This window comes from Streptomyces tyrfis (genome assembly GCF_037034285.1).
Lineage (GTDB): Bacteria > Actinomycetota > Actinomycetes > Streptomycetales > Streptomycetaceae > Streptomyces.
In genome coordinates, this window is sequence record NZ_JBAGJZ010000003.1 from 30,511 (window position 1) to 55,164 (window position 24,654).

The following is a 24,654-nucleotide window of genomic DNA, read 5'->3' on the forward strand; positions in this document are numbered from 1 at the left end:
ATTTCGTAAGGTAAGCCTAACCTTATTCAACTGTCGCGGACAGCTACCCGGCAGCCCGTCACCGACCAGGCGACTCCATCTTCTATGGTTAGGCTAACCTCACTTCATGCAGATGCGGCATTCCGAGGTCCGAAGGCCCCACGGCCAAGTGCGCGAGTACGCGGGGACGTTGACGGCCGGATCCGGCGAACCCGGCGGGGCGTCCCGGGCCGGGCACGAGGACCGTCCCGCGTCCGGCCCGTCCCGTCGCCGCGTCTGGCCGGTCGTCGCCGGGTTCGCGGCCCTCGTCGTACTGCTCTGCGGCGTCTCGCTGTCCGTCGGCGCGGGCGAGGTCGGCCCGGGCGGGGCGCTCGACTACCTGCTGAATCGTCACGGCGCCCGTGCCGACAGCCGGCTGTCCCTGGTCGTCGGGGACCTCCGGCTGCCGCGCACGCTCACCGCCGTGCTCGTCGGCGGGGCCCTCGGCGTCGCCGGCAGCCTGCTCCAGGCCGTCACCCGCAATCCACTGGCCGAGACCGGACTGCTGGGCGTCAACGCGGGCGCCTCGCTGGGCGTGGTGGCCGGGATCGCGCTGCTGGGGCTGGACTCCGGTTACGCCTATCTGGTGTGCGCGTTCGTCGGCGCGGTGACCGCCAGCGGTCTGGTCCTGCTCATCGCGGGGCGCGGCCGCGGCGGCTCTCCCATGCGGCTGGTGCTCGCCGGTTCCGCGCTGGGCGCGACCTTCGGCGGGCTCACCAGTGTCATCGTGGTCAACTCGGCCGAGACCTACGACCGGTTCCGGTTCTGGGTTCTGGGGTCGCTGGCGGGCACGGAGGGGTACGACGAGCTGTCCCGCCTGCTGCCCGTGCTCGTGGTCGGCTTCGTGATCGCGCTGCTGGTGACCCGGCCGCTGTCGGCCCTGGCGCTGGGCGACGACCTGGCGCGCGGCCTGGGCCACCGGCCCTCGGCCGTCCGTACGACGGTGGCGGTGGCGGTGACGCTGCTCACGGCAGGCGCCGTGGCCCTGGCCGGTCCCATCTCCTTCCTCGGGCTCCTCTCCGGCTTCCTGGCCCGCGCGCTGGCCGGGACCCGCCCCGCCGCGCGGCTCGTGCTCGCCGGGCTCGTCGGCGCCGCGGTGCTGGCGGTCGCTGATGTGGCCGCCCGGGTGGTGTCGCGGCCGTTCGAGGCGCCGGTGTCGGTGATCGTGGCGCTCATCGGCGCACCGGTCCTGATCGGCATCGTGCGTTCCCGCCACCTGGCCGCGACGGGCATGACCGAGCCGGACGCCGGCGCCGCCCCGCCGTCCCGCGGCCGGACCCCGCTCCCCGCCCGTCTCGGGCGGGTCCTGCGCCGCGCGCGTACCGGCCGCCCGGTGGAGCAGACGGCCGGCGGCACGAAGGTCCGGGACCTGACCCCCGGGACGACCGTGCTGCGACGCGGTCCGCTCTCGCTGCTGGTGCACCGGCGGCCGGCCCTCGCCGTGCTCGCACTCCTCGTCCTGGCGACGGCGGCCGTGGTGTTCTCGGCGTACGCGGGCCAGAGCGACATGGGGGTGGCCCGCACGTTCCGGGCCGTGCTCGGGCAGGGCGACCGCTTCGACGTGCTGCTGGTGCGGAAGTTCCGGCTGGGCCGGATCGTCGCCGGGCTGGTGGCGGGCGCGGCCCTGGGGCTGGCGGGCTGTCTGACCCAGACCCTGGCGCGCAACCGGCTCGCCACCCCCGAGCTGCTCGGGGTCAACGACGGCGCCACCGCGGCCGTTCTGCTGTCCGTTTCCCTCAGCGCCACCGGCACGTTCGGCTCCTGGTGGGCCGGCCCGCTGGGCGCCCTCGCCGCCGTCCTCGTCGTCACGACCGTCTCCGGCGGGCTCGGGCAGCGCGGCTACCGGGTGCTCGTGGTCGGCCTCGCCATGTCGGCGCTGGCCTCGGCCGTCACCCAGGTGGTGCTGTCCCGCCGATCGCTCAGCTCGGCCGGTTCGCTGTACGTGTGGACCTCCGGGAGCCTCAACGGGCGCGGCTACTCCGTCGCCGTGCCGGTCCTGATCGGGCTCGCCGTGCTCGTTCCCGCCGCGCTGATCGTGGCCCGGCAGCTGGCGGTGCTGCGCTTCGACGACGCGACGGCCGCCTCGGTGGGCGTCCGCCCGGACCGGGTCAGGCTGCTGTGCATGCTGCTGGCGGTGGCGCTGGCCGGACTCGCGGTGGGCGTGTGCGGGCCGGTGGCGTTCGTCGCGCTGGCCTCCCCGGTCATCGCCGCGCGGCTCGCCGGGCCGCTCAGGGTGCCGCTGCTCGGCTCGATGCTGACCGGGGCGGTGATGGTGGTGGTCGCCGACGCCGTGGGGCGGATCGCCTTCTCCGGCTCCGAACTCCCCGTGGGCGTGGTGACGACCGTCCTCGGCGGGCCCTTCCTGCTGTGGGTGCTGCTGGGCCGGTCGTCCGCCACCCGGCTCTGAGAGCCGGCGGGCGGCGGACCCCCGCCCGGTGTCCAGCCGGTTCCCCGCAGCTCGCGCTCCCCCCACCGACGTACCGAGGATCAACACGAAAGGCGGACCACCGTGACCGCTCTCCCCAGCCCCGCCCTGAACGCCCTGCGCGACGGGGTCCGGGCCCGGACGCCGGGCGCCGAGGCCGAGTTCTGGCTGCGCGCCGAGCGGGCGGGCACGCCCCTCGTCGAACCCGACCCCGAGGGCGACCCGGCCCACCGTCTGGTCACCTTCCTGTGGCGGGAGGCCCCGGAGCGGCCCGCCGCCGACGTGCTGCTCCTGGTGCACACCGTCACCGACCGGGACCGCCACGGCGGCGATCTCACCCGCCATCTGATGCGCCGCGTCGAGGGCACGGGGGTCTGGGCCCTCTCGCACCGGATGCGCGCCGACCACCGCGCCTCGTACCAGTTCCTGCCCGGTCGCGGCGCCCGGGAGGAACTGCTGCGCACCGACCGGGACTCCTGGCGGGCGGCGCTGGACCGGGCGGCGCCGGACCCGCTGAACCGGACGCCCGTCCTGCCGTCGTACGGGGGACGCCGTCCCGCCTCGGTGCTGTCCCTGCCCGACGCCCCGCCCCAGCCCTACGCGGGCGGCGACGGCGCCGCCCCGCCGCGCGGGACCACCAGGGAACGGGAGCTGGACGGCCGCCGGGTGACGGTCCATCTGCCGCCGGGGCACGGCCGGCCCGCGGCGTCGTACGCCGTCGCGGTGCTGCTCGACGGGGAGATGTGGGGGCCGGTGCTCGACGCGGGCTCCATGCTGGACCGGATGCACGCGGACGGGGCCCTGCCGCCGACGGTGGCCCTGCTGGTGGACACGATGGACCACCGGATGGACGAGCTGAGCTGCAACGGCGCGTTCGTGGACTGGCTGGCGGACGGTCTGCTGCCGTGGGCGGCGGCGGAGTACGGCACGGAGTCCCGGCCGGAGCGGACGCTGATCGCGGGGCAGAGCGCGGGCGGACTGACCGCGGCGTTCGCCGCCCACCGGCGCCCCGACCGGTTCGGTCTCGCGGTGTCGCAGTCGGGGTCCTTCTGGTGGCCGGAGAACGACCCGGAACGCGGGGAGGAATGGCTCACCCGGCAGTACGCGACCGGCGAGCGCCGCCCGGTCCGGCTCTGCCTGGAGGTGGGCCTCCAGGAGTGGATGCTGCTGGCGGAGAACCGCCGGCTGCGCAACGTCCTGCGGGCCCGCGGCTACGACGTCTCGTACCGGGAGTTCAACGGGGGCCACGACTACGCCTGTTGGCGGGGCGGACTGGCCGACGCGCTGACCGAGCTGCTGGGGCGGGCGGGGAGGCGGTGACCTCCGGCCCGCGCGCCGCGCCCCCGGTGGTGCCGGCGGGCCGCCGGACGACATGCGAGACGCCAGGGCGCTCAGGACCGCGGAGGGCGCCGCGCGACGGGCCGCGCGACGCCCTCGCCTCGGACGTCCTCAGGGTGCGCCGGTGCGCTCGGCGGCCCCCGCTCCCCCGGGGCGCTCCGCCGGTTCCCCGTCGGCCGGTTCCCCGTCCGCCGTCGACGAGCCGTCCGGCGACGCGTCGTCCGACGGCGGCGGTTGCGGCGCGGTGCGCGGCAGGCGCAGAGCGAACGCCGCGGACAGCGCCACCAGCGCGGCCGAGGCCCACACCGCCGCCCGGAAGGGCCCGGCGTCCATCGCCGTCCCCGCCGGGTGCGCGCCGCCGCCCACCAGCGCGGCGCACAGGGCGATGCCGAGGGCGCCGCCCAGCGTGCGGACGATCTGGAAGAGGCCCATCGCCTGTCCCATGTCGGACGGGGCGACGGTCTCGAACCCGGCGATCTGCACGGTCAGCACGGCGGTGCCCAGCACCAGCCCGATCAGGAACATCAGGACGCGCACCGCCCACGCGTTCTCCGCCGTGCCCGGCAGCGCCAGCGCGCCGAACACCACCGCCGCCGCGAGCAGCGCGGTCACGGCCAGGCGGCGCGGCCCGAGCCGTGGCAGCAGCCGGTCCACCGCCTGCGAGGCGAGCATCAGGCCGAACGCCTCGGGGAAGACGCTCAGTCCGGCGTCCAGCGCGGTGCCGCCGAGGGCCGCCTGGAACAGCAGCGGCACCACGAACAGCACGCCCATGAGCCCGGCGGCGGTGAGCGCGGCCAGCGCGGCGGCCGGCCCGTAGTACCGGTCGGCGAACAGCCGCAGCCCCAGCAGGGGTGCCGTCGCCCGGCGTTGCTGGGCGACGGTGGCCGCCAGCAGGACGGCGCCCGCGGCCGCGCTCACCGCCACGGCGGGGTCGGTCCAGCCGCGCGCCGGGCCGAAGCCGAGCGCGTAGGCGAGCAGCCCCAGGGCGGGCGTGGCGAGCCAGAAACCGGCCCGGTCGAACGGCCCGGCGGCGCCCTCCACGTGCTCGCGCAGCCCGATCACGCCCAGCAGCACGGCCGCCGCGCCGACCGGCACGTTGACGAAGAACAGCCAGTGCCAGGAGAGGTGTTCGGTGAGCAGGCCGCCGAGCGGCGGGCCCAGCGCGGGCATCAGCGCCGTCGGCACGATCAGGATCTTCGACAGTCCGGCCCGCTCGGGCGGGGCGAACGCCCGGAACAGCAGGGTCATCCCGACCGGGGTCAGCAGTCCCCCGGCCAGGCCCTGGACCGCCCGCGCCACGACGAGTACCGGCAGGTCCCAGGCGAGTCCGCACAGCGCGGACGCCGCGGTGAACACGGCCAGCGAGCCGAGGAAGACCCGTTTGACGCCGTACCGGTCGCCGAGCCAGCCCGCCACCGGCAGCGCGAGCGCCAACGCGACCAGGAACGCGGTCTCCACGGTGTTGGCCGCGGAGAGAGGCCGGCCGAAGTCCTCCGCGATGGTGTAGAGGGCCGGGTTGACGATGGTGGAGTCGAGGCCGTTCATGCACATCGCGGCCACGTGGACGAGGACCACGGCGACCCGGGGCCGGATGCGCGGCGGCGGCCGACGGCCTTGTCCGGTACGGGACTCCGTCCCCGCGCCGGAGTCGGGCGCGGTCACCGGGACAGCAGCCCGGCGTCGTGCGCGACGACCCAGTCCAGCGCGTCCTGGCGCCGGCAGGGCCCGTGCGCGACGGTCCAGCCGGCCGGCACGTCGGCGAAGTCGGGCCAGAGCGAGTGCTGACGCCGTTCGTTGACGAGGACGAGGAAGGCGTCGCTCTCCCCGTCGGCGTCGAAGGGGTTGACGGGGGCGGCGTCGTTCGCGGTGTTCGCGGCCATCGGGGGTCACTTCTCCAGGTCGGTCAGGCGGTCGGCGATCACGCGGGCGATGTGCGCGATCGGTTCGGGCAGGGTCATGTCCTTGTGCGAGCAGGCGACGTCCGTGTTGTCGATGCGCCCGCCCACGTACGGGGCCCAGGTGTCGGGGGTGAGTGCGTCGTCGACGGTGTCGACGGTGGCGCGGAAGAACAGCACGTCGCCGTCGAAGCGCCGGTGGTCGAAGTTCCGCACCAAATGGTTGATGTGGAGGTAGATCTCCGCCAGCGCCTCCAGGGTGTCCGTGCCCAGGGCGGCGAGCGGGCTGCCCTCGCGCCGGAGCACCTCGGTCACATGGGCGGTGGTGAGCGGCCTGCCCTCCAGGACGTCGGGCCCGTGACCGCCCATCGCCAGCAGGGACTCCATCGCCTCGGCGTGATCGGGCGCCGGCAGCTCGCGGAAGCCCTCGGCGGGGTAGGCGTCGAGCACGGCGAGGAGCTCGACCTCCTCGCCCAGGTCCTGGAGGCGGGTGGCCATGGCCTGGGCGATGATGCCGCCGGTGGACCAGCCCAGCAGCCGGTACGGTCCGGCGGGCCGCACCTCCCGCATCCGGGTCACGTAGTGCGCGGCCAGCTCCTCCAGGGTGGCGGGCAGCGGCTGTCCGGCGGTGGCGGGGCCGACGCCCCGCGCCTGGAGGCCGTAGATGGGCACGTCGGCGGGGAGGTGCCGGATGAGTCCGGCGTAGCACCAGCTCAGTCCGCCCGCCGGGTGGACGCAGTAGAGGGGTGCGCGGTCGCCGTCGCGGGCCGGGCGGAGCGGCAGGAGCACGTCGAGCGGGTCGTCGCCGCGGCCGTCGGCCACCGCGGTGTCGAGGGCGGCGGCCAGGGCGGCGGGGGTCGGGGACCGGAAGACGGTGCCGATGGAGACCTCGGCCCCGAAGGCGGCCTTGACGCGGGCGGCGAGCCGTACGGCGAGCAGCGAGTGGCCGCCGAGTTCGAAGAAGTTGTCGTCGACGCCGGCCCGGTCCGTGCCGAGCACCTCGGCGAAGATCGCGCACAGCTGCTCCTCGCGCGGGCCCCGGGGGGCGCGCGAGGCGGTGGCGGCGGGGCGGCCGGGGGCGGGCAGGGCCTTGCGGTCCAGCTTGCCGTTGCCGGTGAGCGGGAGCCGTTCGAGGGCGACGACGGCGGACGGGACCATGTGGGCGGGCAGGTCGCGGGCGGCGTGCTCGCGCAGGAGCGCGGCGAGGTCCTCGTCCTCCGTGCCGCCGGGGGCGGGCACGGCGTAGGCGACGAGCCGCTTGTCGCCGGGGACGTCCTCGCGGACCACGACGGCCGTGTCCGCGACCCGGGGGTGGGCGGCGAGGACCGCCTCGATCTCGCCGAGTTCGACACGGAAGCCCCGGATCTTGACCTGGTGGTCGGCGCGGCCGAAGTACTCCAGGGCGCCGTCCGCGCGGCGGCGCGCGAGGTCGCCGGAGCGGTACATCCGGGCGCCGCTCTCCCCGAACAGGTGGGCGTGGGGGTCGGCGACGAAGCGGGTCGCGGTCAGGTCGGGGCGGCCGAGATAGCCGGCGGCGACGCCCTGTCCGGCGACGTACATCTCCCCCGTGACGCCGGGCGGCACCGGCTGGAGCCGTTCGTCGAGCACATAGACCCGCAGGTCGGGGATGTTGACGCCGATGGCGGAGGAGGTCGCGGTGGCGGCGGTCCGCCGGTCCAGGGGGTGGTGGGTGACGTGCACGGTGGTCTCGGTGATGCCGTACATGTTGACCAGCCGGGGCGCGTCGTCGGGGTGGCGCGCGTACCAGTCGTCCAGGCGGCCGAGTTCGAGGGCCTCGCCGCCGAAGACGACGTGGCGCAGGGCGAGTTCGTGTCCGGGTTCCTCGCGGTCGGCGGCGGCCAGCTGGTAGAAGGCGGACGGCGTCTGGTTGAGGACGGTCACCCGCTCCGCGGCCAGCAGCCGCAGGAGGGCCGCCGGGTCACGGCTGGTCAGATGGGGTACGACGACGACCTTGCCGCCGTACAGCAGCGCGCCCCAGAGCTCCCAGACGGAGAAGTCGAAGGCGTACGAGTGGAACAGGGTCCAGGCGTCCTCCGGTCCGAAGCCGAACCAGTGGTCGGTGGCGGTGAACAGCCGGGTGACGTTGTGGTGGGTGACCACGACGCCCTTGGGGCGGCCGGTGGAGCCGGAGGTGTAGATGATGTACGCCGGGTCGTCGGGGGTCAGCGGTCGGACCCGGTCCGTCTGGCGCAGCGGGGCGCGGTCGTACGCCGCGGCGGCGTCGCCGTCGACGGTGATCAGCGGCAGGTCGTGGGCGGGCAGCCCGGGCGCGGTGGCGGTGTCCGTGACGACGGCCGCGGGGCGGGCGTCGGCGAGCATGTATGCCAGCCGGTCGGCCGGGTAGTCGGGGTCCAGCGGCAGGTAGGCGGCGCCCGCGAGGGAGACCGCGAGCAGGCCGGTGACCAGGTCGAGGGAGCGCGGCAGGGCGAGGGCCACGACGGAGCCGGGGCCGATCCGGCGGTCGGCCAGCAGCCGGGCCAGTCGGTGGGCGCGCTCGGAGAGTCCGGCGTAGGTGAGGGTGGCGCCCTCGTGGGTGACGGCGATCCGGTCGGGGTGCCGGCGGGCGGCCTCCTCGTAACGGTCGGCGAGCGTGGCGGGCGCGTTCATCGCCCGGGTCGGGGCGGTGGCCTGGGTGACCGGGGCGGTCGGGGCCGGGCCGGGCCGCTCGCCGTCGGCCCGGGCGGTCGTGGCCGGGGCCGGGTGCTCGGCGTCGGCCGGGCCGCCGGGGAGATTGACGTCGACCAGGGCGCGGCGGCGCTCCCCCTCGCTCAGCAGCGGCAGCAGGCCGAGCGGGGTGTCGGGGGCCTCGGCGGCCGAGGTCAGCAGCCGGGCCAGGCGGTCGGCGAGGGCCTGGGCGGTGGCGCGGTCGAACAGGTCGGTGCGGAACTCCAGGAAGCCGCCGATGCCGCCGCCCGCCCGCTCGCCCGCGTTGAGGGTGAGGTCGAACTTGGCGGTGCCGGAGGTCATGGTGGACAGCCGGGCGGTGGCGCCGGGCCCGAGCGGGAAGGCGGCGTCCGGCACCGACTGCCAGGCCAGCATGGTCTGGAAGAGGGGATGACGGGCCGGTGAACGGGCCGGGTTGAGGGCTTCGACGAGGTGGTCGAAGGGCAGCGCCTCGTGCTCGAAGGCGTCCAGTGCGGTGGTCCGCGCGCGCCCCAGCAGCTCCCGGAAGGTGGGGTCGCCGGAGGTGTCGGTGCGCAGCACGACGGTGTTGGCGAAGAAGCCGACGAGGCCGGCGGTGGCGTCGTCGTCGCGTCCGGCGACGGGCGTGCCGAGCGGGATGTCGGTGCCGCAGCCGTGCCGGGTGAGCAGGGCGGCCAGCCCGGCCTGGACGGTCATGAAGACGCTCGCGCCCGTCTCCCGGGCGAGCCGGGCGAGCGCGGCGTGCGCGCCGGGCGCCACCGCGAACGGGACGTTGTCGCCGTCGGCGCCGGCGACGGGCGGCCGGGGCCGGTCGGTGGGCAGGTCGAGCTGGTCGGGCAGGCCGGCCAGGGTCCGCTTCCAGTGGTCGAGTTGAGCTGTGGCGAGGGCGGTGGGCGCGGCGGGTGTGCCGAGCAGGCGCAGCTGCCGGGCCGTGTGGTCGGCGTACCGCAGGGGCAGCGGGGCGAACTCCGGCGCCCGCCCGGCGAGCCGGGCCCGGTAGGCGGTGGCGAGGTCGTCGGCCAGCGGGGTGGTGGAGGCGCCGTCGCCCGCGATGTGGTGCAGCACCAGGAGCAGGGTGTGCCGGTCCTCCGCCTCGGTGAACAGGGTGGCGCGCAGCGGGATCTCGCCGGCCAGGTCGAAGGGGTGGCGGGCGGCGGCCGTCAGGTCGTCGCCGTCGGCGGCGCGGCGCAGCGGGGGCCTGGCCGCCGGGTCGTCGGGGGCGAGGAGCCGCTGGCGGGGCAGGCCGTCCGGGCCGTTCCCGGGGACCGGGTAGACGGTCCGCAGCATTTCGTGACGTTCCGTCAGGTCGCCGAGCGCGGCGGCGAGGGCGTCCTCGTCCAGCGCTCCCTCGACGGTGAGCGCGAGCGGGATGTTGTACGTCGGACCGGGCCCCTCCAGCCGGTGCAGGAACCACAGCCGCCGCTGGGCCGGGGACAACGGCGTCCCGTCGGCGCGGAATTCGGGTTCCGGGTCCGGCGCCGCGTCGCCGGCGGCCGCGGTCCCGGAGGCGTCGGCGTCGCGGGCGCGGACCAGGGCGGCGAGGGCGGCGGGGGCGGGTGCGCGGAACACGTCGGCGACGGAGGCGGGCACGTCGAAGGCCTCGCGCAGCCGGGCGGCGAGCCGGGCCGCGAGCAGGGAGTGGCCGCCCAGGTCGAAGAACGAGGCGCCGGGCGCGGGGGCCGTGTCCAGGCCGAGCAGGTCCGCGAAGAGTCCGGCGACGACGCCGGTGCGCGGGTCGTCGGCCGCCCCGGCGGGGTCCGCGGCCCGCGGGGCGAGCGGGGCGGGGTCGGGCAGGGCGCGGTGGTCGAGCTTGTCGTTGGCGGTGCGGGGCAGCGCGTCGAGCAGGGTCACGGCCGCCGGCACCATGTGCGCGGGCAGCGCGGCGACGAGGTGGGCGCGCAGGGCGTCCGGGCCGGCGTCCGCGCCGGGGCGGAGCACCGCGTAGGCCAGCAGCCGCTTGCCGCCCGCCGCGTCGCGGGCGATGACGGCGGCCCGGGCGACGGCGGGGTGCGCGGCCAGCACGGCCTGGATCTCGCCGGGTTCGACGCGGAAGCCCCGGATCTTGACTTGGTCGTCGGTGCGGCCGAGGAACTCGACGGTGCCGTCGGGGCGGCGGCGCACCAGGTCGCCGGTGCGGTACATCCGGCCGCCCGGGTCGCCGTGCGGGGAGCCGAAGGGGTCGGCGACGAACCGCTGCGCCGTCAGGTCGGGGCGGCCGAGGTAGCCGCGGGCGAGGCAGGCGCCGGCCACGTACAGTTCGCCGGGCACGCCGTCGGGGCACGGGCGCAGGGCGGTGTCGAGGACGTAGAGGCGGGTGGCGCGCACGGGGCTGCCGTCGGAGCCGGGGCCGGTCCAGTGGCAGGCGTCGACGGTGGTCTCGGTGGGGCCGTAGAGGTTGAGCGGGTGGACGCCCTCGGTGGCGGCGAGGCGGTCCCACAGCGGCGCGGGGACGCTCTCGCCGCCGACGACGAGCACGGCGGGCCTGTGGTGGCCGTCGCCGAGCAGTCCCTCGGCGAGGAGGGCCTCGGCGTAGGAGGGGGTGACGTCGAGGTAGTCGATTCGGTGCGCGTCGACGTAGGCGGTCAGGGCGGCCGGGTCGCGGTAAGCGGCGTCGTCCAGCAGGTGCAGTTCGTGGCCGTGGACCATCCACAGCACCGGGTCCCAGGAGGCGTCGAAGGCGAACGAGGCGCTGTGCGCGACCGCGAGCCGGGTGCGGCCGGTGCGCGCGACGGCGGGCGCGATGTGGTCGGTGCCGTGGCCGGCGTACAGGTTGGCGAGGGAGGCGTGGGTGACGACGACGCCCTTGGGCCGCCCGGTGGAGCCGGAGGTGTGGATGATGTACGCCGCGTCGGCGGGCGCCGGGGTGGCGGCGGGCCGGTCCGCGGGGGCCTGCGCGAGGGCGGCGAGCGTGCCGGGCTCGTCGACGGCGACCACCGGCAGTCCGTGCTCGGGGAGCCCGGCGAGGGCCTCGGCGGTGCCGAGGACGCAGGCGGGGCGGGCGTCCGCCAGGACGGCGAGGGTGCGGGCGGGCGGGTGGCCGAGGTCGAGGGGCTGGCAGACGCCGCCCGCCTTGAGGACGGCGAGCAGGGCCGTGACCGTACCGGTGGAGCGGGGCAGGGCGAGGGCGACCGGGGTCTCGGGGCCGACGCCGTGCGCGGCGAGGTGGTGGGAGAGGCGGTTGGCGGCGGCGTCGAGTTCGGCGAAGGAGAGGGCGTCGTCGCCGCAGCGGACGGCGGTCGCGTCGGGGGTGAGCGCGGCGCGTGCGGCGAACTCCTCGGGCACGGTGGCGGGGTGGGGCGGCTCGGAGCGGCCCGCGGTGACCCGGCGGATCTCGTCCTCGGTGAGCAGGTCGAGTGCGGCGAGCGGGCGGTGCGGGTCGGTGAGCAGCAGTGCGGTGAGGCCGTCCAGGCAGCGCCGGAAGGTGGCCGCGTGGCGCGCGGCGTCGGCCTCGGTGTAGCGGCCGGCGTGGGCCTCCAGGACGAGGGCGAGGCCGTCGTCGGGGCGGGGCCGGGCGCCGAGGGCGAGGTCCTCGACCGGTCCGGCGGCGAGGTTGCGGACGGCGCCGGTCAGGCCGCCGAAGTCCAGCGGGCCGCCGTCCTGGGGCTTGATGTTGACCAGCGGACCGGTGAGCGGGGCGGCGGGGGAGGTCAGGCCCAGGTCGCGGCGCAGGTCGGCCTGTGGGTAGCGCTGGTGGCGGCGGACCCGGCGGATCTCCAGCACGACCCGGCGCAGCAGTTCGGCGGCGGTGTCCCGGGGGCGGACGGCGACGCGCAGCGGGAGCACGTTCACGGCCATCGCCGGGGTGCGCAGGGCGGCCGGGCCGCGGCGGTTGGTGACCGGCAGGCCGAGGACGACGTCCTGGGAGCCGGTGAGCCGGTGCAGGTGGACGGCGCCGGCGGCGACGACGAGTTCGGCCCAGGTGGCCTTGGCGGCCTCGGCGGCGCGGCCCAGGCGGTCCAGCGCCCCGGCGGGCAGATCGACGGCGTGCCGCAGCGGGCCGTCGGGGGCGGCGGGCGGCGCGTCGGCCGCCGACCGGGGGCTCGATTCCGGCACGTGTACCACCGCGGGCGTCTCGGCGGCGGGCGGCGCGGGCGGTGCGAGGGTGACGGGGACGGCGCCGGCCATCCGCTCGGTCCAGAACGCCCGGTCGACGGCGTACTGTTCGCTCGCCAGATACTCCCGCTCCTCCTCGACCAGCCGGTGCAGCGGAGCGAACCGGCACTCCGGCGCGGTCCGGCCGTCGGCCGTGTACAGCTCCGCGACCCGGCGGCCGATCAGCGTCAGGGCGTAGGCGTCCACGGCGATGTGGTGGACGCGCTGGTACCACCAGTACGCCGTGTGGCCGACCCGCAGCAGCGCCTGGCCCATCAGCCCGTCCGCCGCCCGGAGTCCGGCGGGGCGGGAGAGGTCGGCGCGGATCCGGCGCTCGGCCTCCCGGCGCGGGTCCCCGCTCCCCCGCAGGTCGATCCGGTGCAGGGTGACGCCGGCGCCGGGGGCGACGTGCTGGACCGGAGTCCCGTCCTCCTCGGTGAAGCGCAGCCGCAGCGTCTCGGCCTCCTCGACCGTGCGGCGCAGGGCGCGCTCGAAGCGGTCCTCGTCGAGGGCTCCGTCGATCTCCACGACGTCCGCCGTGTGGAACTCGGTGCCGCCCGGGGCCAGCTGTTGTGCGTAGTGGATGCCGCTCTGCGCGGTGAGCAGGGGGAACGACTCCGGACGCTGGTTCATCAGGGGGACAACTCCTCGGTTGTGAAAGCCTTGCCGCACACGGGGCCGCCAACGACTTAGGCAAGCCTAAGCTAAATTCTCGTACGGCACGCCCCCCGTGTGACCTTCACGACGGAGGGCGGCCCGCTCGCACCCACCGGAAGAGGAGTCGATGACCGACCAGCGCGGCGACGCCGCACCCGACCTTCAGGACGTCAAATCCCGTATACGGCAAGCGATCGAGGAGCGGCGGGAGACCCTGCTCGGCCTCAGCCGCAGGATCCACGGCCACCCGGAGACGGCGTTCGCCGAGCACCGGGCCGCCGCCTGGTGCGCCGAACCGCTGGGCGCGCGGGGCTTCCTGGTGACCGCCCCGGCGTACGGTCTGGACACCGCCTTCGAAGCCGTCGTCGGCGACGGCCCGTTGACGGTCGCGATCGTCTGCGAGTACGACGCCCTGCCGGAGATCGGGCACGCCTGCGGACACAACCTCATCGCCGCCGCCGGGGTCGGCGCCGCCCTCGGCCTCGCCCCGCTCGCGGACGAACTCGGCCTGCGCGTACGGGTGCTGGGGACTCCGGCGGAGGAACGGGGCGCGGGCAAGGCGCTGATGCTGCGGGAGGGCGCCTTCGACGGCGTGGACGCCGCGATGATGGTGCACCCCTGCCCGTTCGAGGTGGCGGACTTCCGGTCCTTCGCGCTCGGCACCCTGTCGGTCACGTACACGGGGCGCGGCGCGCACCCCAGCCTCAATCCGCACGAGGGGCGCAACGCGGCCGACGCGCTGACGGTGGCCCAGGTGGCCGTCGGCCTGCTGCGTCAGCAACTGCCGCCGCAGTGGCGGGTGCACGGCATCACGACGGAGGCCGGCAGCGCGCCCAACGCGATCCCGGAGCGGGCCCGTGCGGAGTACGAGCTGCGCGCGTCGGCCGCCGAGGACCTCGGCGAGCTCCGCGCCCGGGTGGAGGCGTGCTTCCGGGCGGGCGCGCTGGCGACCGGGTGCGAGGTGACCCTGGAGCGGCCGGAGCCCGACTACCTGGACTTCCGGGGCGATCCCGGACTGATCCGGTTGTGGACGGCCAACGCGCGAGCCCTGGGCCGCCCGGAGCCCGTGGAGAGACCGCCGTTCGCCTGCACCGACATGGGCAATGTGTCGCATGTGGTGCCGTCCATCCACCCGGTGCTCGACATCAGCGGGGGCGCCTGCGGTCCGCACGAGGCCGCCTTCGCCGACGCCGCCGTCTCGGCGAGGGCCGAACAGGCCCTGCTGGACGGGGCGACGGCGATGGCCTGGACGGTCGCGGACTTCGCGCGGGGCCGCCGGGCGGACCCCGCCCCCGCCTGACGGGCGGAGGGCGAACGGGGGTGCGGGGCAGCCGGACGGCCGCCCCGCACCCCCGCCGGTGGGCCGGACCGGCGTCAGGAGGCGCCCAGCGCCTTGCTGAAGTCGTTCATGACCGCGTCGGCCGCGAGCGGGCCGCCGCGGGTCGACCAGACCGACCCGTCGACCGTCACGGCGTGACCGTTCTTCACGGCCTTCAGCTCCTTGTACGCGGCCTTCGTCCGGACGTCCTGGAGCGCCTTCTCGCCGTCGGAGGTGAGGGTCGAGAGGAACAGCCAGTCGCCGTCGATCTCGTTGATCCTCTCCAGGCTCAGCGACGGGGTGTGCGCGTTGCCGTCCTTGTTCTGCGACTTGGGACGCTTCAGGCCCATCTCCAGCGCGATGCCGCTGGCGAACTGCTTGTTCTCCATCCAGCTGGGGCCGTCCGGGTTCCACCGGACGATGGACACCTCGGCGCCCTTGTTCGCGCCGAGCTTCTCACCCGCGGCCCTGGCGGCGCTCTCGTGCTCGGTGATGAGCTTGTTCGCGGCGTCGAGCTTGTTGACAGCGTTTCCGATGCCGCGCAGCGACAGCTTCCAGTCGTCGGTGGGCGCGGTGGTGACGAGCGTGGCCGGGGTGATCTCGCGCAGCTGCTTCAGCACCTGCTCGTCCTGCATGTCACCGGCGAGGATCAGGTCGGGCTTGGCGGCGACCACCTTGTCCATCACCGGCTGGAGCAGATTGCCGACGATGTCGATGCCCCGGACCTTGTCGGCGAGGTAGGCGGGCGGCTTGTCCAGCCCCTGGCCGTTGGTGATGCCCACCGGCTTCAGACCGAGCGCGAGGACGGCGTCCAGGTCCTCCTGAGTGAGCGTCACGATCCGCTCGGGGTCGGCGGGAACCTCGACGGCCCGCCCGGTGGCGTCCTTCACGGTACGGGTGGCCGACGCCGCGGAGCCCTTGCCCGCGTCGCCCTTCGCGTCGTCGGAGTCCGTGCCGCAGCCGGTCATGAGCAACGTGGCCGCCGCCGCCACGGCGGCGGCCCGCACCGCGCGGTGCGACAGGAACGAGGAAGGACGGCTGGGCAGGGACATGGGTGCTCCATGGTTCACGGGGACGTGCAAACAGTGCGGAGGGCAGGCCGACGACTCGCGTCCGCCTCACAGCCGGGCCGCAATACTAAGGTTAGCCTTACCTCTCTCCTTGCGGGCAGGAGGAGCCCCGAACGGCCGCACACGCCCGCGACGCGACCCGTCGGCCGACGGTAAAAGCACGGCAAAACCCGCTCGTCAAGCGGCCGAAAGGACGGACGGACGATCCGTTTCGGACTTTCCCGCTCCGCACGGCCGCGCGTCACCCGGAGGCGGGTCGGCGGCCCTATGCTTCTACGCGCCTGTAGAGCGCGGGAGTCCGTCAGTCACCCTGGCACGGAACGCCCGCGCTCCCTCGTACGCGTGTAAGGGAGTGAACGCCTCGATGGTGTTCAAACGACTGCTCGGCTCACTCGGTGTGGGCGGACCCACCGTCGACACGGTCCTCGCCCCCGGGGCGGCCGTGCCCGGCGGCCCCCTGTCCGGCCAGGTCCGCCTCCGGGGCGGCGGCGCCGACTTCGACATCGAGCACATCACACTGGAACTGGTCGCGCGGGTGGAGGCCGAGCACGAGGAGGGGGAACGGGAGGGCGTCGTGGCGTTCGAGCGTTTCACCGTCGGCGGCGGCTTCCGGCTGCACGAGGGCGAGCAACGCGACGTGCCGTTCTCGGTCGCGCTGCCGTGGGAGACACCGGTCACCGAACTGTACGGACAGGGCCTGGGCATCGTCCTCGGTGTGCGCACCGAGCTGTCGGTGGCCGGGGCCAAGGACAAGGGCGACCTCGATCAGCTCGCCGTGGGCCCGCTGCCGGCGCATGAGGCGATCCTGGAGGCGTTCGGCCGGCTGGGGTTCGGCTTCAAGTCCGCGGACCTGGAGTACGGCCGCATCGGCGGCGCCGACCAGCGGCTCCCCTTCTACCAGGAGATCGAGCTGACCCCCGCGCCCCCGTACGCGGACCGGTTCAACGAGATCGAGGTGACCTTCCTCGCCTCCCCGGGCGGCATGGACGTGGTCCTGGAGGCGGACAGGCGCGGCGGGTTCCTCACCGCCGGGCACGACGCGCTCACCCGGTTCACGGTCGCCCATGACACGGTCCGTCAGCAGGACTGGCCCGCGGTCGTGGACGGCTGGCTGCGGCAGCTGATGGAGCACCGGTCGGCCGTCGCCCCGGGCCCGGCGCACGGCGGGTACGACCACGGCGCGCCCTACGGCGCGTACGACCACAACGCGCCGTACGCCGCGGGTCACGGCGGCGGGTACGGCCACGGCGGACACGGCCACGACGGCGGCCACCACCACGACGGCGGCGGCCACCGCTCCGGACCGGGCATCGGCACCGCCGTCGCGGCGGGCGCGGCCGGGCTCGCGGTGGGCGTCGTCGGCGGCATGGTCGCCGCCGAGGTCATCGACGAGGTCGGGGACTTCTTCGAGGGCGACGACGAGGACGGCGACGACTGATGTTCGGACTCAGTGAGCTCGCGGTCATCCTGATCGTGGTCATAGTCGTCGTGGGGATCAGGAAACTCCCCGAACTCGCCCGTTCCGCGGGCAGGTCGGCCCGCATCCTCAAGGCCGAGGCGAGGGCGGCGAAGGAGGGCCCGGACGACCTTCCGGCCTCCGACGGGCATCGCGTGATCCGCGGCGAGACCGTCACCCGGACGGACACCGGGAACTGACAGAACGTCACGCCCTGTCCCTCCGACGGGGTGTGACGCCCGCCCCGGCCGACCGCGCCCGGTGCACCGGCCGTTCGACGACGTCTCGCCCACGCCTCGGCGTCGCGTCCGGCCGGGACACCGGCACACTGTCCCGGCCCGTACACCTCGAACGGGTCCCGGCGGACGGCGCCGGCGCGCCCGGGGGGGCTCAGCCGCCGGGCGTTCTCTCCCGCAGCCAGGGCGCGAAGATCTCCGGAAGCCGGTCCAGGTCCGCGGCCGTGAGGGTGACGAGGCGGATGCCCGCCACGCGGGCCAGCTCGATCTTGCGCTGCGCCTTCTCGTTGTACCGCGGCTGCTCCATGAGCCCCAGCGCCTCGACGAACGTGCCGTCGCCGAGCCGCCAGTCGGCCCGCAGCCCGGTGGTGTTCAGCTCGGCGTGCCGGGGATAGTGCGGTTCGGGTTCGTGCTCCACCCGCCAGTGGTGGAAGAAGTCGTCGATGTGCCGCTCCAGCATGGACCGGCACAGGTGTCCATCGGTGGCGACGGTCAGAGTGCCGCGCGCCCGGCGCACTCCGTCGTCGAGCACCCCGGCCAGCTGGAGCCACTGCGCCCAGGACCGCGCCGCCCGGGCGGGGCGGGCGGTCAGCAGCCTGGCGGCGGGCCGGGGGATCAGGAACCGGCACAGCATGGCCTCGTCGGCGACCCGGGGGTCGGTGACGGTCACCCGGTCCAGCTGCGCGAGGGACGGCGGTCCCGAGAACTCGATCCGGACCAGGCGCCGCAGCGCGTGGATCGTGGCATCGGTCCACGGGCCGTCCGTGCCGTTGTCCCTCAGCACGCCGCGCCGGGCGAGCCGGCAGCATCCGAAGCAGTACGCGAGCCGGTCGCGCGCCTCCAGGGCGGGGCGCCCGCAGAGCCGGCACGGCGCCGTCCGGTCCGGCACGAGGGGGGCGCCGAACATCTCCCCCAGTTCCCGCCGGTAGTAGGCATCGCTGCCGTGTGCCGCGAAGTCCCTGCCGCGACCGGTCGCGGCCGGCGGCTCCACCGGCAGCGCGTTGAGCCACTGCCGGTGGGGGCGCGGCACGAGGCCGAGCGCCCGGGGCGTGAGCCGGCAGGCGGACCGGAGCGGGCCGGCGTATCCGCCTCCCGAAGCGGCCCGGCGGTTCAGCGCCTCGGTGTCCGCGTCCGGCGCCGCCCACGTCACCCGGGCCGGCTCGACCCCGTGCCGGCGCAGCAGCGCGGTCATCGGTTCCGCGTACGGGCGGGCGTGGACGGTCAGGGTTCCCGTGCCGGGGTCGTAGCTCGCCGCCTGCGGCAGGTCTCGCGCGGCCACCGCGTCCTCGATCAGCCGGATCGACCACACCGGTCCGGGAACGACGGTCGCGTCGGGATAGCCGTCGAGTGCCGCGAGTTCCCCGGGCGCCAGCGGCTCCGCCGGTTCGACGCCGTGCCGGCGCAGCGCGGCCAGCGCCTCGCGGCGCACCCGTTCGTCGAACAGCGTCAGCGGCCCGTCCGGCAGGTGGTACTCCCCGATCTCCACCCCGGCGCGGTCCGTCACGAGGACCTTCCGGGCGCCGTGGACCGTGCGGCTGACGGCCCGCACGTCCTCGTACGGATGGGCACGGCGGCGGTAGCGCGCCCATGTCCGCAGCTCGGTCTCCGCCCGCTCGTCGCGGCGGGCCTGCGCCCGGTCCCGGGCCGTCTCCCGCCCCCGGGCGCCAGAGGCGGCCCCGACCGCGAGCGCCGAGCGCAGACGTGCGGCCAGTTGCCCGTGGAGGGCTTCCCGGAGGCCGGGTTGCGTCGGGGTGACGCCGGACGCCCGTGCGCCGGCCGGCTTCCCGGCGGCGCCGACGGCGGGTATGTCGGTGGACGTGTCAGCGGACGGCTCCGCGGGCACGTCGGCGAAGGCGTCGGCAGGCGGCCCGGCGGGCACGTCGGCCGGCGGGCCGGCGGGCGCCGGTCCCGGCGCGGAGCCCTCGGCCGCGGGGGCCGCTTCGAGGAACTCCGTGACGAGCGAGCGCAGTTCGTCCGCGTCGGGCAGGTTCAGCCGTACGCCTCCGATCCAATAGCCCGCTTCGAGCTGCTCGGTCCGGGTGAATGGCCGGCGCCGGCCGGGGGGCCGGCTCTCCTCCGCGCCGGACGGCGGGCCGTCCCCGTACGCGTCGTCGCCCTCGTCGTCCTCGTACTCGTACGCGTCGACGCGGCCCAGCTCGATCCAGCCGTGGCAGCCCACCGCGGTGCCGGCCACCTCCGCGAGACGGTGGATCTCCGCCCCGTGGAAGTGGAGGGAGCTGTCGTACAGATAGCCCATGTGACGGTCCAGCACCGAACCGCCCTGCCGGGGCGGCGCGGTCACCGACACGGCTCGCGGGTTGTGCGAGTTGTCCGGCCGCGGCACAAGGCCGACCACGACGGGGATCAGCGCGTCGCACTTCGCCGCCCTCGGCGCGGGGACGACGGCGCCGCGCCGCCCCAGACGGCCGAGCACGAACGCGCGCAGCGCCCCCACCGAGTCGTCGAAGACGGCGAACCCCGTCGACGTTCCGGGAGCGCCCGGCGGAATCACCGTCAGCTCCTCATCCGGGAGGTACTGGATCCGGCCCGCCTCACGCATACGGGGATTATGCCATTGAAATATGACAAGCCGTTGACCAGGTGCTGCGCGGCCGAGAAAACCACCCTGGCGCGCGCGGCATGCCTCGGCGGGCGCCGCCCCGGAGGGGGTCCGCCCAGACGTTCACGATCGCTTCACCGGGAAGTCGACCGGTTCGCACCGCCTCCTGACCCGCGACACCTACTTTCTTCGGTACAGACCGGTTACCGATCCGTTATGCGAATGGTCGGGCCGGTCCGGCAGCCCGGGCACCGAACTCCCGGGCCGAAGAGAAGAGAACAGGGATCCCCGTGAGACTCACCCCTCTCGTCATCGCCGCGACGTCCGTCGCGCTCGTCTCCCCGGCCGTCGCGCAGACGTCCCCCGCCGCCCACACGCCCGCCGCCGCCCCCGCCGCCCCTGCCGCGCCCGCCGTCAGCGTTCCGGGCGGGCGGTACGACCACCCGGTCGAGCTGAGGTTCCGCGCCGAGCGCGGCACCACCGTCCGCTACACGCTGGACGGCACGACCCCGACCCGGAACAGCCCCGTCCACTCCCCCGGACGCCCGCTGCGGATCACCAAGGACACCAACGTCACGGCGGTGGCCTTCCACGGCAACCGGAGCAGTGTGCCGGTGTCGTACGGCTATCTGATCAAGTCCCGCGAGAAGCCGCTGGCGAAGCTCGTCGTCATGTCCGACGTCCACGTCGGCAGCCACGCGACCGCCGACAAGAAGTACGAGAGCTTCTTCGACACCATCGGGTCGATCTTCCCGCAGCCGGACGCGATCCTGTCCAACGGCGACATGATCAACGACAACGGCGACGGCAAGGGCCCCGACCACCGGATCGTCTCCGAGATCTTCCAGGCCAACCTCGCCCGCAAGGGCATGAAGAACACCCAGCTGCTGATCTCCAACGGCAACCACGACGCGAGCCTGGCCGCGATACGCGCCGGCTACCCGAAGGCGTGGTTCCCCGACTCGGGCGGCGGCTACTACGAGTCCGTGGTCAAGGGCCTGCGCGTCCTCACCGTCAACGCCGAGACGTACGACTCCGACGGCGCCCAGCGCGCCTGGCTCAAGGAGCGGCTCGCCGCGATCACCGCCGACCGCGCCTACGCGGGCAAGCCCGTCCTGGTGCAGGGTCACCGCCCCACCACGGGCACGACCATGGACGGCCAGCAGGCCGCGAACCCGCGGCTGGCGGAGGACCTCGCCGCCTTCCCGCAGGCCATCCTGTTCTCCGGGCACTCCCACCTGAACGTCAACGACGACCGCTCGATCCACCAGCGCGACTTCACCTCGGTCAACGACGGCTCGATGAGCTACATCGAGATCGACCGCGGCTACCAGATGGTGACCGACAACGGTCTCGCCGACCGCTTCGAGTCGCCGACCGCGCAGGCCCTCTTCGTCGAGGTCTACAAGGACCGCACGGAGATCGCGCGGGTGAACATGGCGGCGGACAAGCACGACATCTACACCGGCGGCAAGTGGACGGCTGACTGGCAGCCGCCGTACGCCAGCGCCGGCACCCTGAGCGGGGACACCTGGACGGTCCGGCTGAAGGGCTCGACCAGCCAGCAGATCAAGAACAACTTCCGCTACACGGACGCCGCCCGCAACAGGGTGGCGCCGCGCTTCACCACCCGCACGCCGCTGTCCCGGGTGAGCGACGGCAAGGGCGGCACGGCGCTGCGGATCGCCCAGGCCGTGGACGACCAGATGGTCCACCACTACGAGGTCGCCGTCACCGACGCCGCGACGGGCGTCCCGGTCGTCTCCTCCAAGGTCCTCTCGGACTTCTACTTCATGCCCCGCCCGAACTCCCTCGACGTCCCGGTGCCGGGCACGGTCGCGGGCAAGCGGTACGTGGCACGGGTCGTCGCGGTCGACGCGTACGGGAACGCCTCCCCGGCGGCGTCGCTGACGTTCCGCAAGTAGCTGCCGCCCGCCCCCGGGCGGCGTCCGGCCGGACGGCTCCCCCTCCCCGGGGCGCCGCCCGGCCCCGTCCCGGCGGTCCGTCAGGTCGCCTCGGGGTCGACGACGGTCCGGCCGGTCCGGCCCCTGGCCCGCCGGCCGACGACGGCCGCAGCGGCGACCGCGCTGCCCGCGAAGGCCAGGCCGGCCATCCAGGGCCGGGCGAAGCAGTACCGGGTGGCGTGGTCGACGGAGTAGCGGCCGGGCCCGGTCAGCCCGATCACCGCCGAGGTGAAGCCGAGGAAGGCCGGGTACTCGTAGCCGCCGCCCTGCGCGAAGAACCCCGCCGGCGTGTGGACGGCCACCGCTCCCGCCATGGCCCCGGCGGCTGCCGCACCGGCGGCCGGCGTCGCCAGGCCGAGGGCCAGCAGCACGCCGCCGCCCGCCTCGCCGAGTCCGGCGGCGACCGCGCTGTGCTTCGCCGGGTGGAAGCCCATGGCCTCCATCGCAGCGGTGGTCCCCTCGATGCCTCCGCCGCCGAACCAGCCGGCCAGCTTCTGGGCGCCGTGCGCGGCCAGCACCGCGCCGGTGCCGACGCGCAGGACGAGCAGGCCGAGGTCACGCGAGTCGGGACGGTACATGGCACTCTCCGCGGGGTTCGGGGACGCGACGATTCGAGGTTCGGGGCCCGCCCGGTGCGAGGTCTGCCCGGTTCGGGGTTTCCCCCGTTCTCGGGCCTCCCCGGCTCGGGGTCTTCCCCGGTCCGGGACCTCCCGGTCCTCCGAGGACCGCCCCGGAGCGGACCGGCCGGAGCGCGGCGCGGGTCGGCCGGGCCCGGCTCCCACTCTCCGTGCCGCGGGCCGCCGACGCGTCGCGGTCATACGCCGTTCGGGGGACGCGCCGCGCGCCGCACCACACCGCCCAACCTTTATGCAACTTGTTGCACAAAGACCTTCCGGTGGGCTACAACTGGCGCGACGACATCGCGCGAGGAGCCGCCGCATGAGCCCGTACCCGAATCTGCTGAGCCCGCTCGATCTCGGTTCCACCACCCTGCCCAACCGGGTGGTCATGGGGTCCATGCACACCGGCCTGGAGGAGGCCGAGCACGGTTTCGAGCGGTTGGCCGCCTTCTACGCGGAACGCGCCCGGGGCGGCGTCGGCCTGATGGTCACGGGCGGCATCGCCCCGAACGCCCGGGGGTGCTCCGTGCCCGGCGGGGCCATGCTGACCACCGGGGCGGAGGCCGAGCGGCATGCGGTCGTGACCGCCGCGGTGCACGCGGCGGGCGGCCGGATCGCCCTGCAGATCCTGCATTTCGGCCGGTACGCGCACCACGCCGGTCTCGTGGCGCCGAGCGCGCTCCGGGCGCCGATCAGCGCCTTCACCCCGCACGCCCTCACGGACGACGAGGTCGAGGAGACCGTCGAGGACTTCGTCAGGGCCGCGGTTCTGGCACAACGCGCCGGGTACGACGGCGTCGAGATCATGGGCTCCGAGGGCTATCTCGTCAACGAGTTCGTCGCGCCCGCCACCAACCGCCGCACGGACCGCTGGGGCGGCTCGTACGAGAACCGGATGCGGTTCCCCGTGGAGATCGTGCGCCGGGTCCGCGAGCGGGTCGGCGACGACTTCGTGCTGATCTACCGGCTGTCGATGCTGGATCTGGTGCCCGGCGGTTCCTCGCCCGCGGAGGTCGTGCGGCTGGCGCGCGCGGTCGAGGCGGCGGGGGCGACCCTGATCAGCACGGGGATCGGCTGGCACGAGGCCCGGGTCCCCACCATCGCCACGTCCGTGCCGCGCGGCGCCTACACCTGGGTGACCGAGCGGCTGCGCGGGGCCGTGTCCGTACCGCTGGTCACGGGCAACCGGGTCAACACGCCGGAGCTCGCGGAGGAGATCCTCGCCTCGGGCCGGGCGGATCTGGTGTCGATGGCCCGGCCGTTCCTCGCCGACCCCGATTTCGTGGCCAAGGCGGCCGGAGGCCGCGCCGACGCGATCAACACCTGCGTCGGCTGCAACCAGGCGTGCCTGGACCATGTCTTCAGCGGCCGGATCACCTCCTGCCTGGTCAATCCGCGGGCCTGCCACGAGACGGAGCTCGTCCTGTCGCCGGCCCGCGCGGTGAAGCGGGTGGCGGTCGTGGGCGCCGGGCCCGCCGGTCTCGCCTGCGCCGTCACGGCGGCCGAGCGCGGGCACCGGGTCACGCTCTTCGACGCAGCCGAGGGGATCGGCGGTCAGCTCGACGTGGCCCGCAGGGTTCCAGGCAAGCGGGAGTTCGACGAGACGCTGCGCTTCTTCCGCACCCGGCTCGCGGAGGAGAAGGTCGAACTGCGGCTGGGCACACGGGCCGCGGCGAAGACGCTGGAGGGCTTCGACGAGATCGTGCTGGCCACCGGCGTCACCCCTCGCTCCCCCTCGATACCGGGCCTCGACCACCCCAGCGTGGTCGGCTACCTCGACGTGCTGCGCGACGGCGCCCGGGCCGGCGACCGGGTCGCGATCATCGGGGCGGGCGGCATCGGCTTCGACGTGGCGGAGTTCCTGACCGACCCGGGCGACGGGGCCGGCAGCGACCCGGAGGCGTTCTTCCGGCGGTGGGGCGTCGACACCGCCTACCGGGAACGGGGCGGCCTGTGCGCCCCGGACCGCCCGAGGAGCGTGCGCACCGTCCATCTGATCCAGCGGGGAACCGGCAAGGTCGGCGCGCGGCTGGGGAGGACGACCGGCTGGATCCACCGGACCGAGCTGCGGCGCCGGGGCGTGACGACGATCGCGGGCGCCTCCTACGACCGGATCGACGACGAGGGGCTGCACCTCACGGTCGACGGCGAACCGCGCCTGCTGCCGGTCGACACGGTGGTGGTCTGCGCGGGCCAGGAGCCGCGACGCGACCTGTACGAGGAACTGCTCGCCGCGGGCCGCCGGGCGCATCTGATCGGGGGCGCGGACGAGGCCGCCGAGCTGGACGCCAAGCGCGCGATCCACCAGGGGACGGAGCTCGCGGCCTCGTTGTGAGGCGCT

The 24,654-nt window shown here is 75.1% G+C and carries 13 protein-coding genes; 7 read left to right on the top strand and 6 right to left on the bottom strand.

Annotated features, from left to right (window positions below; translation table 11 throughout):
* Nucleotides 1–106 precede the first annotated feature (106 nt).
* Nucleotides 107–2,425 carry a Fe(3+)-hydroxamate ABC transporter permease FhuB gene (gene fhuB / locus WA762_RS03360; protein ID WP_335932744.1) on the top strand — a complete coding sequence of 773 codons (2,319 nt, stop codon included), beginning with the start codon at nt 107–109 and terminating at the stop codon, nt 2,423–2,425.
* Nucleotides 2,426–2,527: 102 nt separating this feature from the next.
* Nucleotides 2,528–3,763, top strand: coding sequence for an enterochelin esterase (gene fes / locus WA762_RS03365; protein ID WP_335932746.1), 1,236 nt, complete (start codon nt 2,528–2,530; stop codon nt 3,761–3,763).
* A gap of 129 nt (nt 3,764–3,892) precedes the next feature.
* Here fes and WA762_RS03370 read toward each other — a convergent pair whose 3' ends face one another.
* The 3 genes from WA762_RS03370 to WA762_RS03380 form a co-directional block, all read right to left on the bottom strand.
* The gene (locus tag WA762_RS03370) at nt 3,893–5,374 is read right to left on the bottom strand and encodes a DHA2 family efflux MFS transporter permease subunit (protein ID WP_335933015.1); all 1,482 of its coding nucleotides are present in this window, start codon (nt 5,372–5,374) and stop codon (nt 3,893–3,895) included.
* Between the two features lie 65 nt (nt 5,375–5,439).
* Nucleotides 5,440–5,661, bottom strand: a complete 222-nt coding sequence (locus WA762_RS03375; RefSeq protein ID WP_335932748.1) for an MbtH family protein — start codon at nt 5,659–5,661, stop codon at nt 5,440–5,442.
* A 6-nt stretch (nt 5,662–5,667) separates the two neighbouring features.
* Nucleotides 5,668–13,065 carry an amino acid adenylation domain-containing protein gene (locus tag WA762_RS03380; RefSeq protein WP_335932749.1) on the bottom strand — a complete coding sequence of 2,466 codons (7,398 nt, stop codon included), beginning with the start codon at nt 13,063–13,065 and terminating at the stop codon, nt 5,668–5,670.
* A gap of 151 nt (nt 13,066–13,216) precedes the next feature.
* On the opposite strand from WA762_RS03380, the gene WA762_RS03385 reads away from it, so the two are divergent.
* Entirely contained in the window at nt 13,217–14,389 is a 1,173-nt protein-coding gene (locus WA762_RS03385) for a M20 family metallopeptidase (RefSeq protein ID WP_335932750.1), read from the top strand.
* Nucleotides 14,390–14,463: 74 nt separating this feature from the next.
* Here the strand turns inward: WA762_RS03385 and WA762_RS03390 are convergent, their stop codons facing one another.
* A complete protein-coding gene (locus WA762_RS03390) occupies nt 14,464–15,459 on the bottom strand; it encodes an ABC transporter substrate-binding protein (RefSeq protein ID WP_335932751.1) in 996 nt (331 codons plus the stop codon).
* Between the two features lie 382 nt (nt 15,460–15,841).
* Between WA762_RS03390 and WA762_RS03395 the strand changes: the two genes are divergently transcribed.
* The gene (locus WA762_RS03395; protein WP_335932753.1) at nt 15,842–16,915 is read left to right on the top strand and encodes a sporulation protein; all 1,074 of its coding nucleotides are present in this window, start codon (nt 15,842–15,844) and stop codon (nt 16,913–16,915) included.
* A complete protein-coding gene (locus WA762_RS03400; RefSeq protein WP_335932755.1) occupies nt 16,915–17,133 on the top strand; it encodes a twin-arginine translocase TatA/TatE family subunit in 219 nt (72 codons plus the stop codon). Before WA762_RS03395 ends, WA762_RS03400 begins: the two co-directional genes overlap by 1 nt.
* Before the next feature lie 190 nt (nt 17,134–17,323).
* Here the strand turns inward: WA762_RS03400 and WA762_RS03405 are convergent, their stop codons facing one another.
* Entirely contained in the window at nt 17,324–19,729 is a 2,406-nt protein-coding gene (locus WA762_RS03405; RefSeq protein WP_335932756.1) for a hypothetical protein, read from the bottom strand.
* Between the two features lie 290 nt (nt 19,730–20,019).
* On the opposite strand from WA762_RS03405, the gene WA762_RS03410 reads away from it, so the two are divergent.
* Nucleotides 20,020–21,654, top strand: coding sequence for a chitobiase/beta-hexosaminidase C-terminal domain-containing protein (locus tag WA762_RS03410; RefSeq protein WP_335932757.1), 1,635 nt, complete (start codon nt 20,020–20,022; stop codon nt 21,652–21,654).
* An 80-nt stretch (nt 21,655–21,734) separates the two neighbouring features.
* Here the strand turns inward: WA762_RS03410 and WA762_RS03415 are convergent, their stop codons facing one another.
* Complete coding sequence (locus WA762_RS03415) at nt 21,735–22,271, bottom strand: DoxX family protein (protein WP_335932759.1); 537 nt, start codon at nt 22,269–22,271, stop codon at nt 21,735–21,737.
* 361 nt (nt 22,272–22,632) lie between these two features.
* Here WA762_RS03415 and WA762_RS03420 point away from each other — a divergent pair, with 361 nt between their 5' ends.
* Nucleotides 22,633–24,648: an NADPH-dependent 2,4-dienoyl-CoA reductase gene (locus WA762_RS03420; RefSeq protein ID WP_335932761.1), complete on the top strand. Its 2,016-nt coding sequence runs from the start codon at nt 22,633–22,635 to the stop codon at nt 24,646–24,648.
* Nucleotides 24,649–24,654: the final 6 nt, after the last annotated feature.

Bases quoted from the DNA above. Each gene is read 5' to 3' on its own strand.
- WA762_RS03375 (WP_335932748.1), bottom strand. From the start codon at position 5,661: ATGGCCGCGAACACCGCGAACGACGCCGCCCCCGTCAACCCCTTCGAC.
- WA762_RS03385 (WP_335932750.1), top strand. From the start codon at position 13,217: ATGACCGACCAGCGCGGCGACGCCGCACCCGACCTTCAGGACGTCAAA.
- fhuB (WP_335932744.1), top strand. From the start codon at position 107: ATGCAGATGCGGCATTCCGAGGTCCGAAGGCCCCACGGCCAAGTGCGC.
- WA762_RS03380 (WP_335932749.1), bottom strand. From the start codon at position 13,065: ATGAACCAGCGTCCGGAGTCGTTCCCCCTGCTCACCGCGCAGAGCGGC.
- WA762_RS03390 (WP_335932751.1), bottom strand. From the start codon at position 15,459: ATGTCCCTGCCCAGCCGTCCTTCCTCGTTCCTGTCGCACCGCGCGGTG.
- WA762_RS03415 (WP_335932759.1), bottom strand. From the start codon at position 22,271: ATGTACCGTCCCGACTCGCGTGACCTCGGCCTGCTCGTCCTGCGCGTC.
- WA762_RS03395 (WP_335932753.1), top strand. From the start codon at position 15,842: ATGGTGTTCAAACGACTGCTCGGCTCACTCGGTGTGGGCGGACCCACC.
- WA762_RS03405 (WP_335932756.1), bottom strand. From the start codon at position 19,729: ATGCGTGAGGCGGGCCGGATCCAGTACCTCCCGGATGAGGAGCTGACG.
- WA762_RS03420 (WP_335932761.1), top strand. From the start codon at position 22,633: ATGAGCCCGTACCCGAATCTGCTGAGCCCGCTCGATCTCGGTTCCACC.
- WA762_RS03400 (WP_335932755.1), top strand. From the start codon at position 16,915: ATGTTCGGACTCAGTGAGCTCGCGGTCATCCTGATCGTGGTCATAGTC.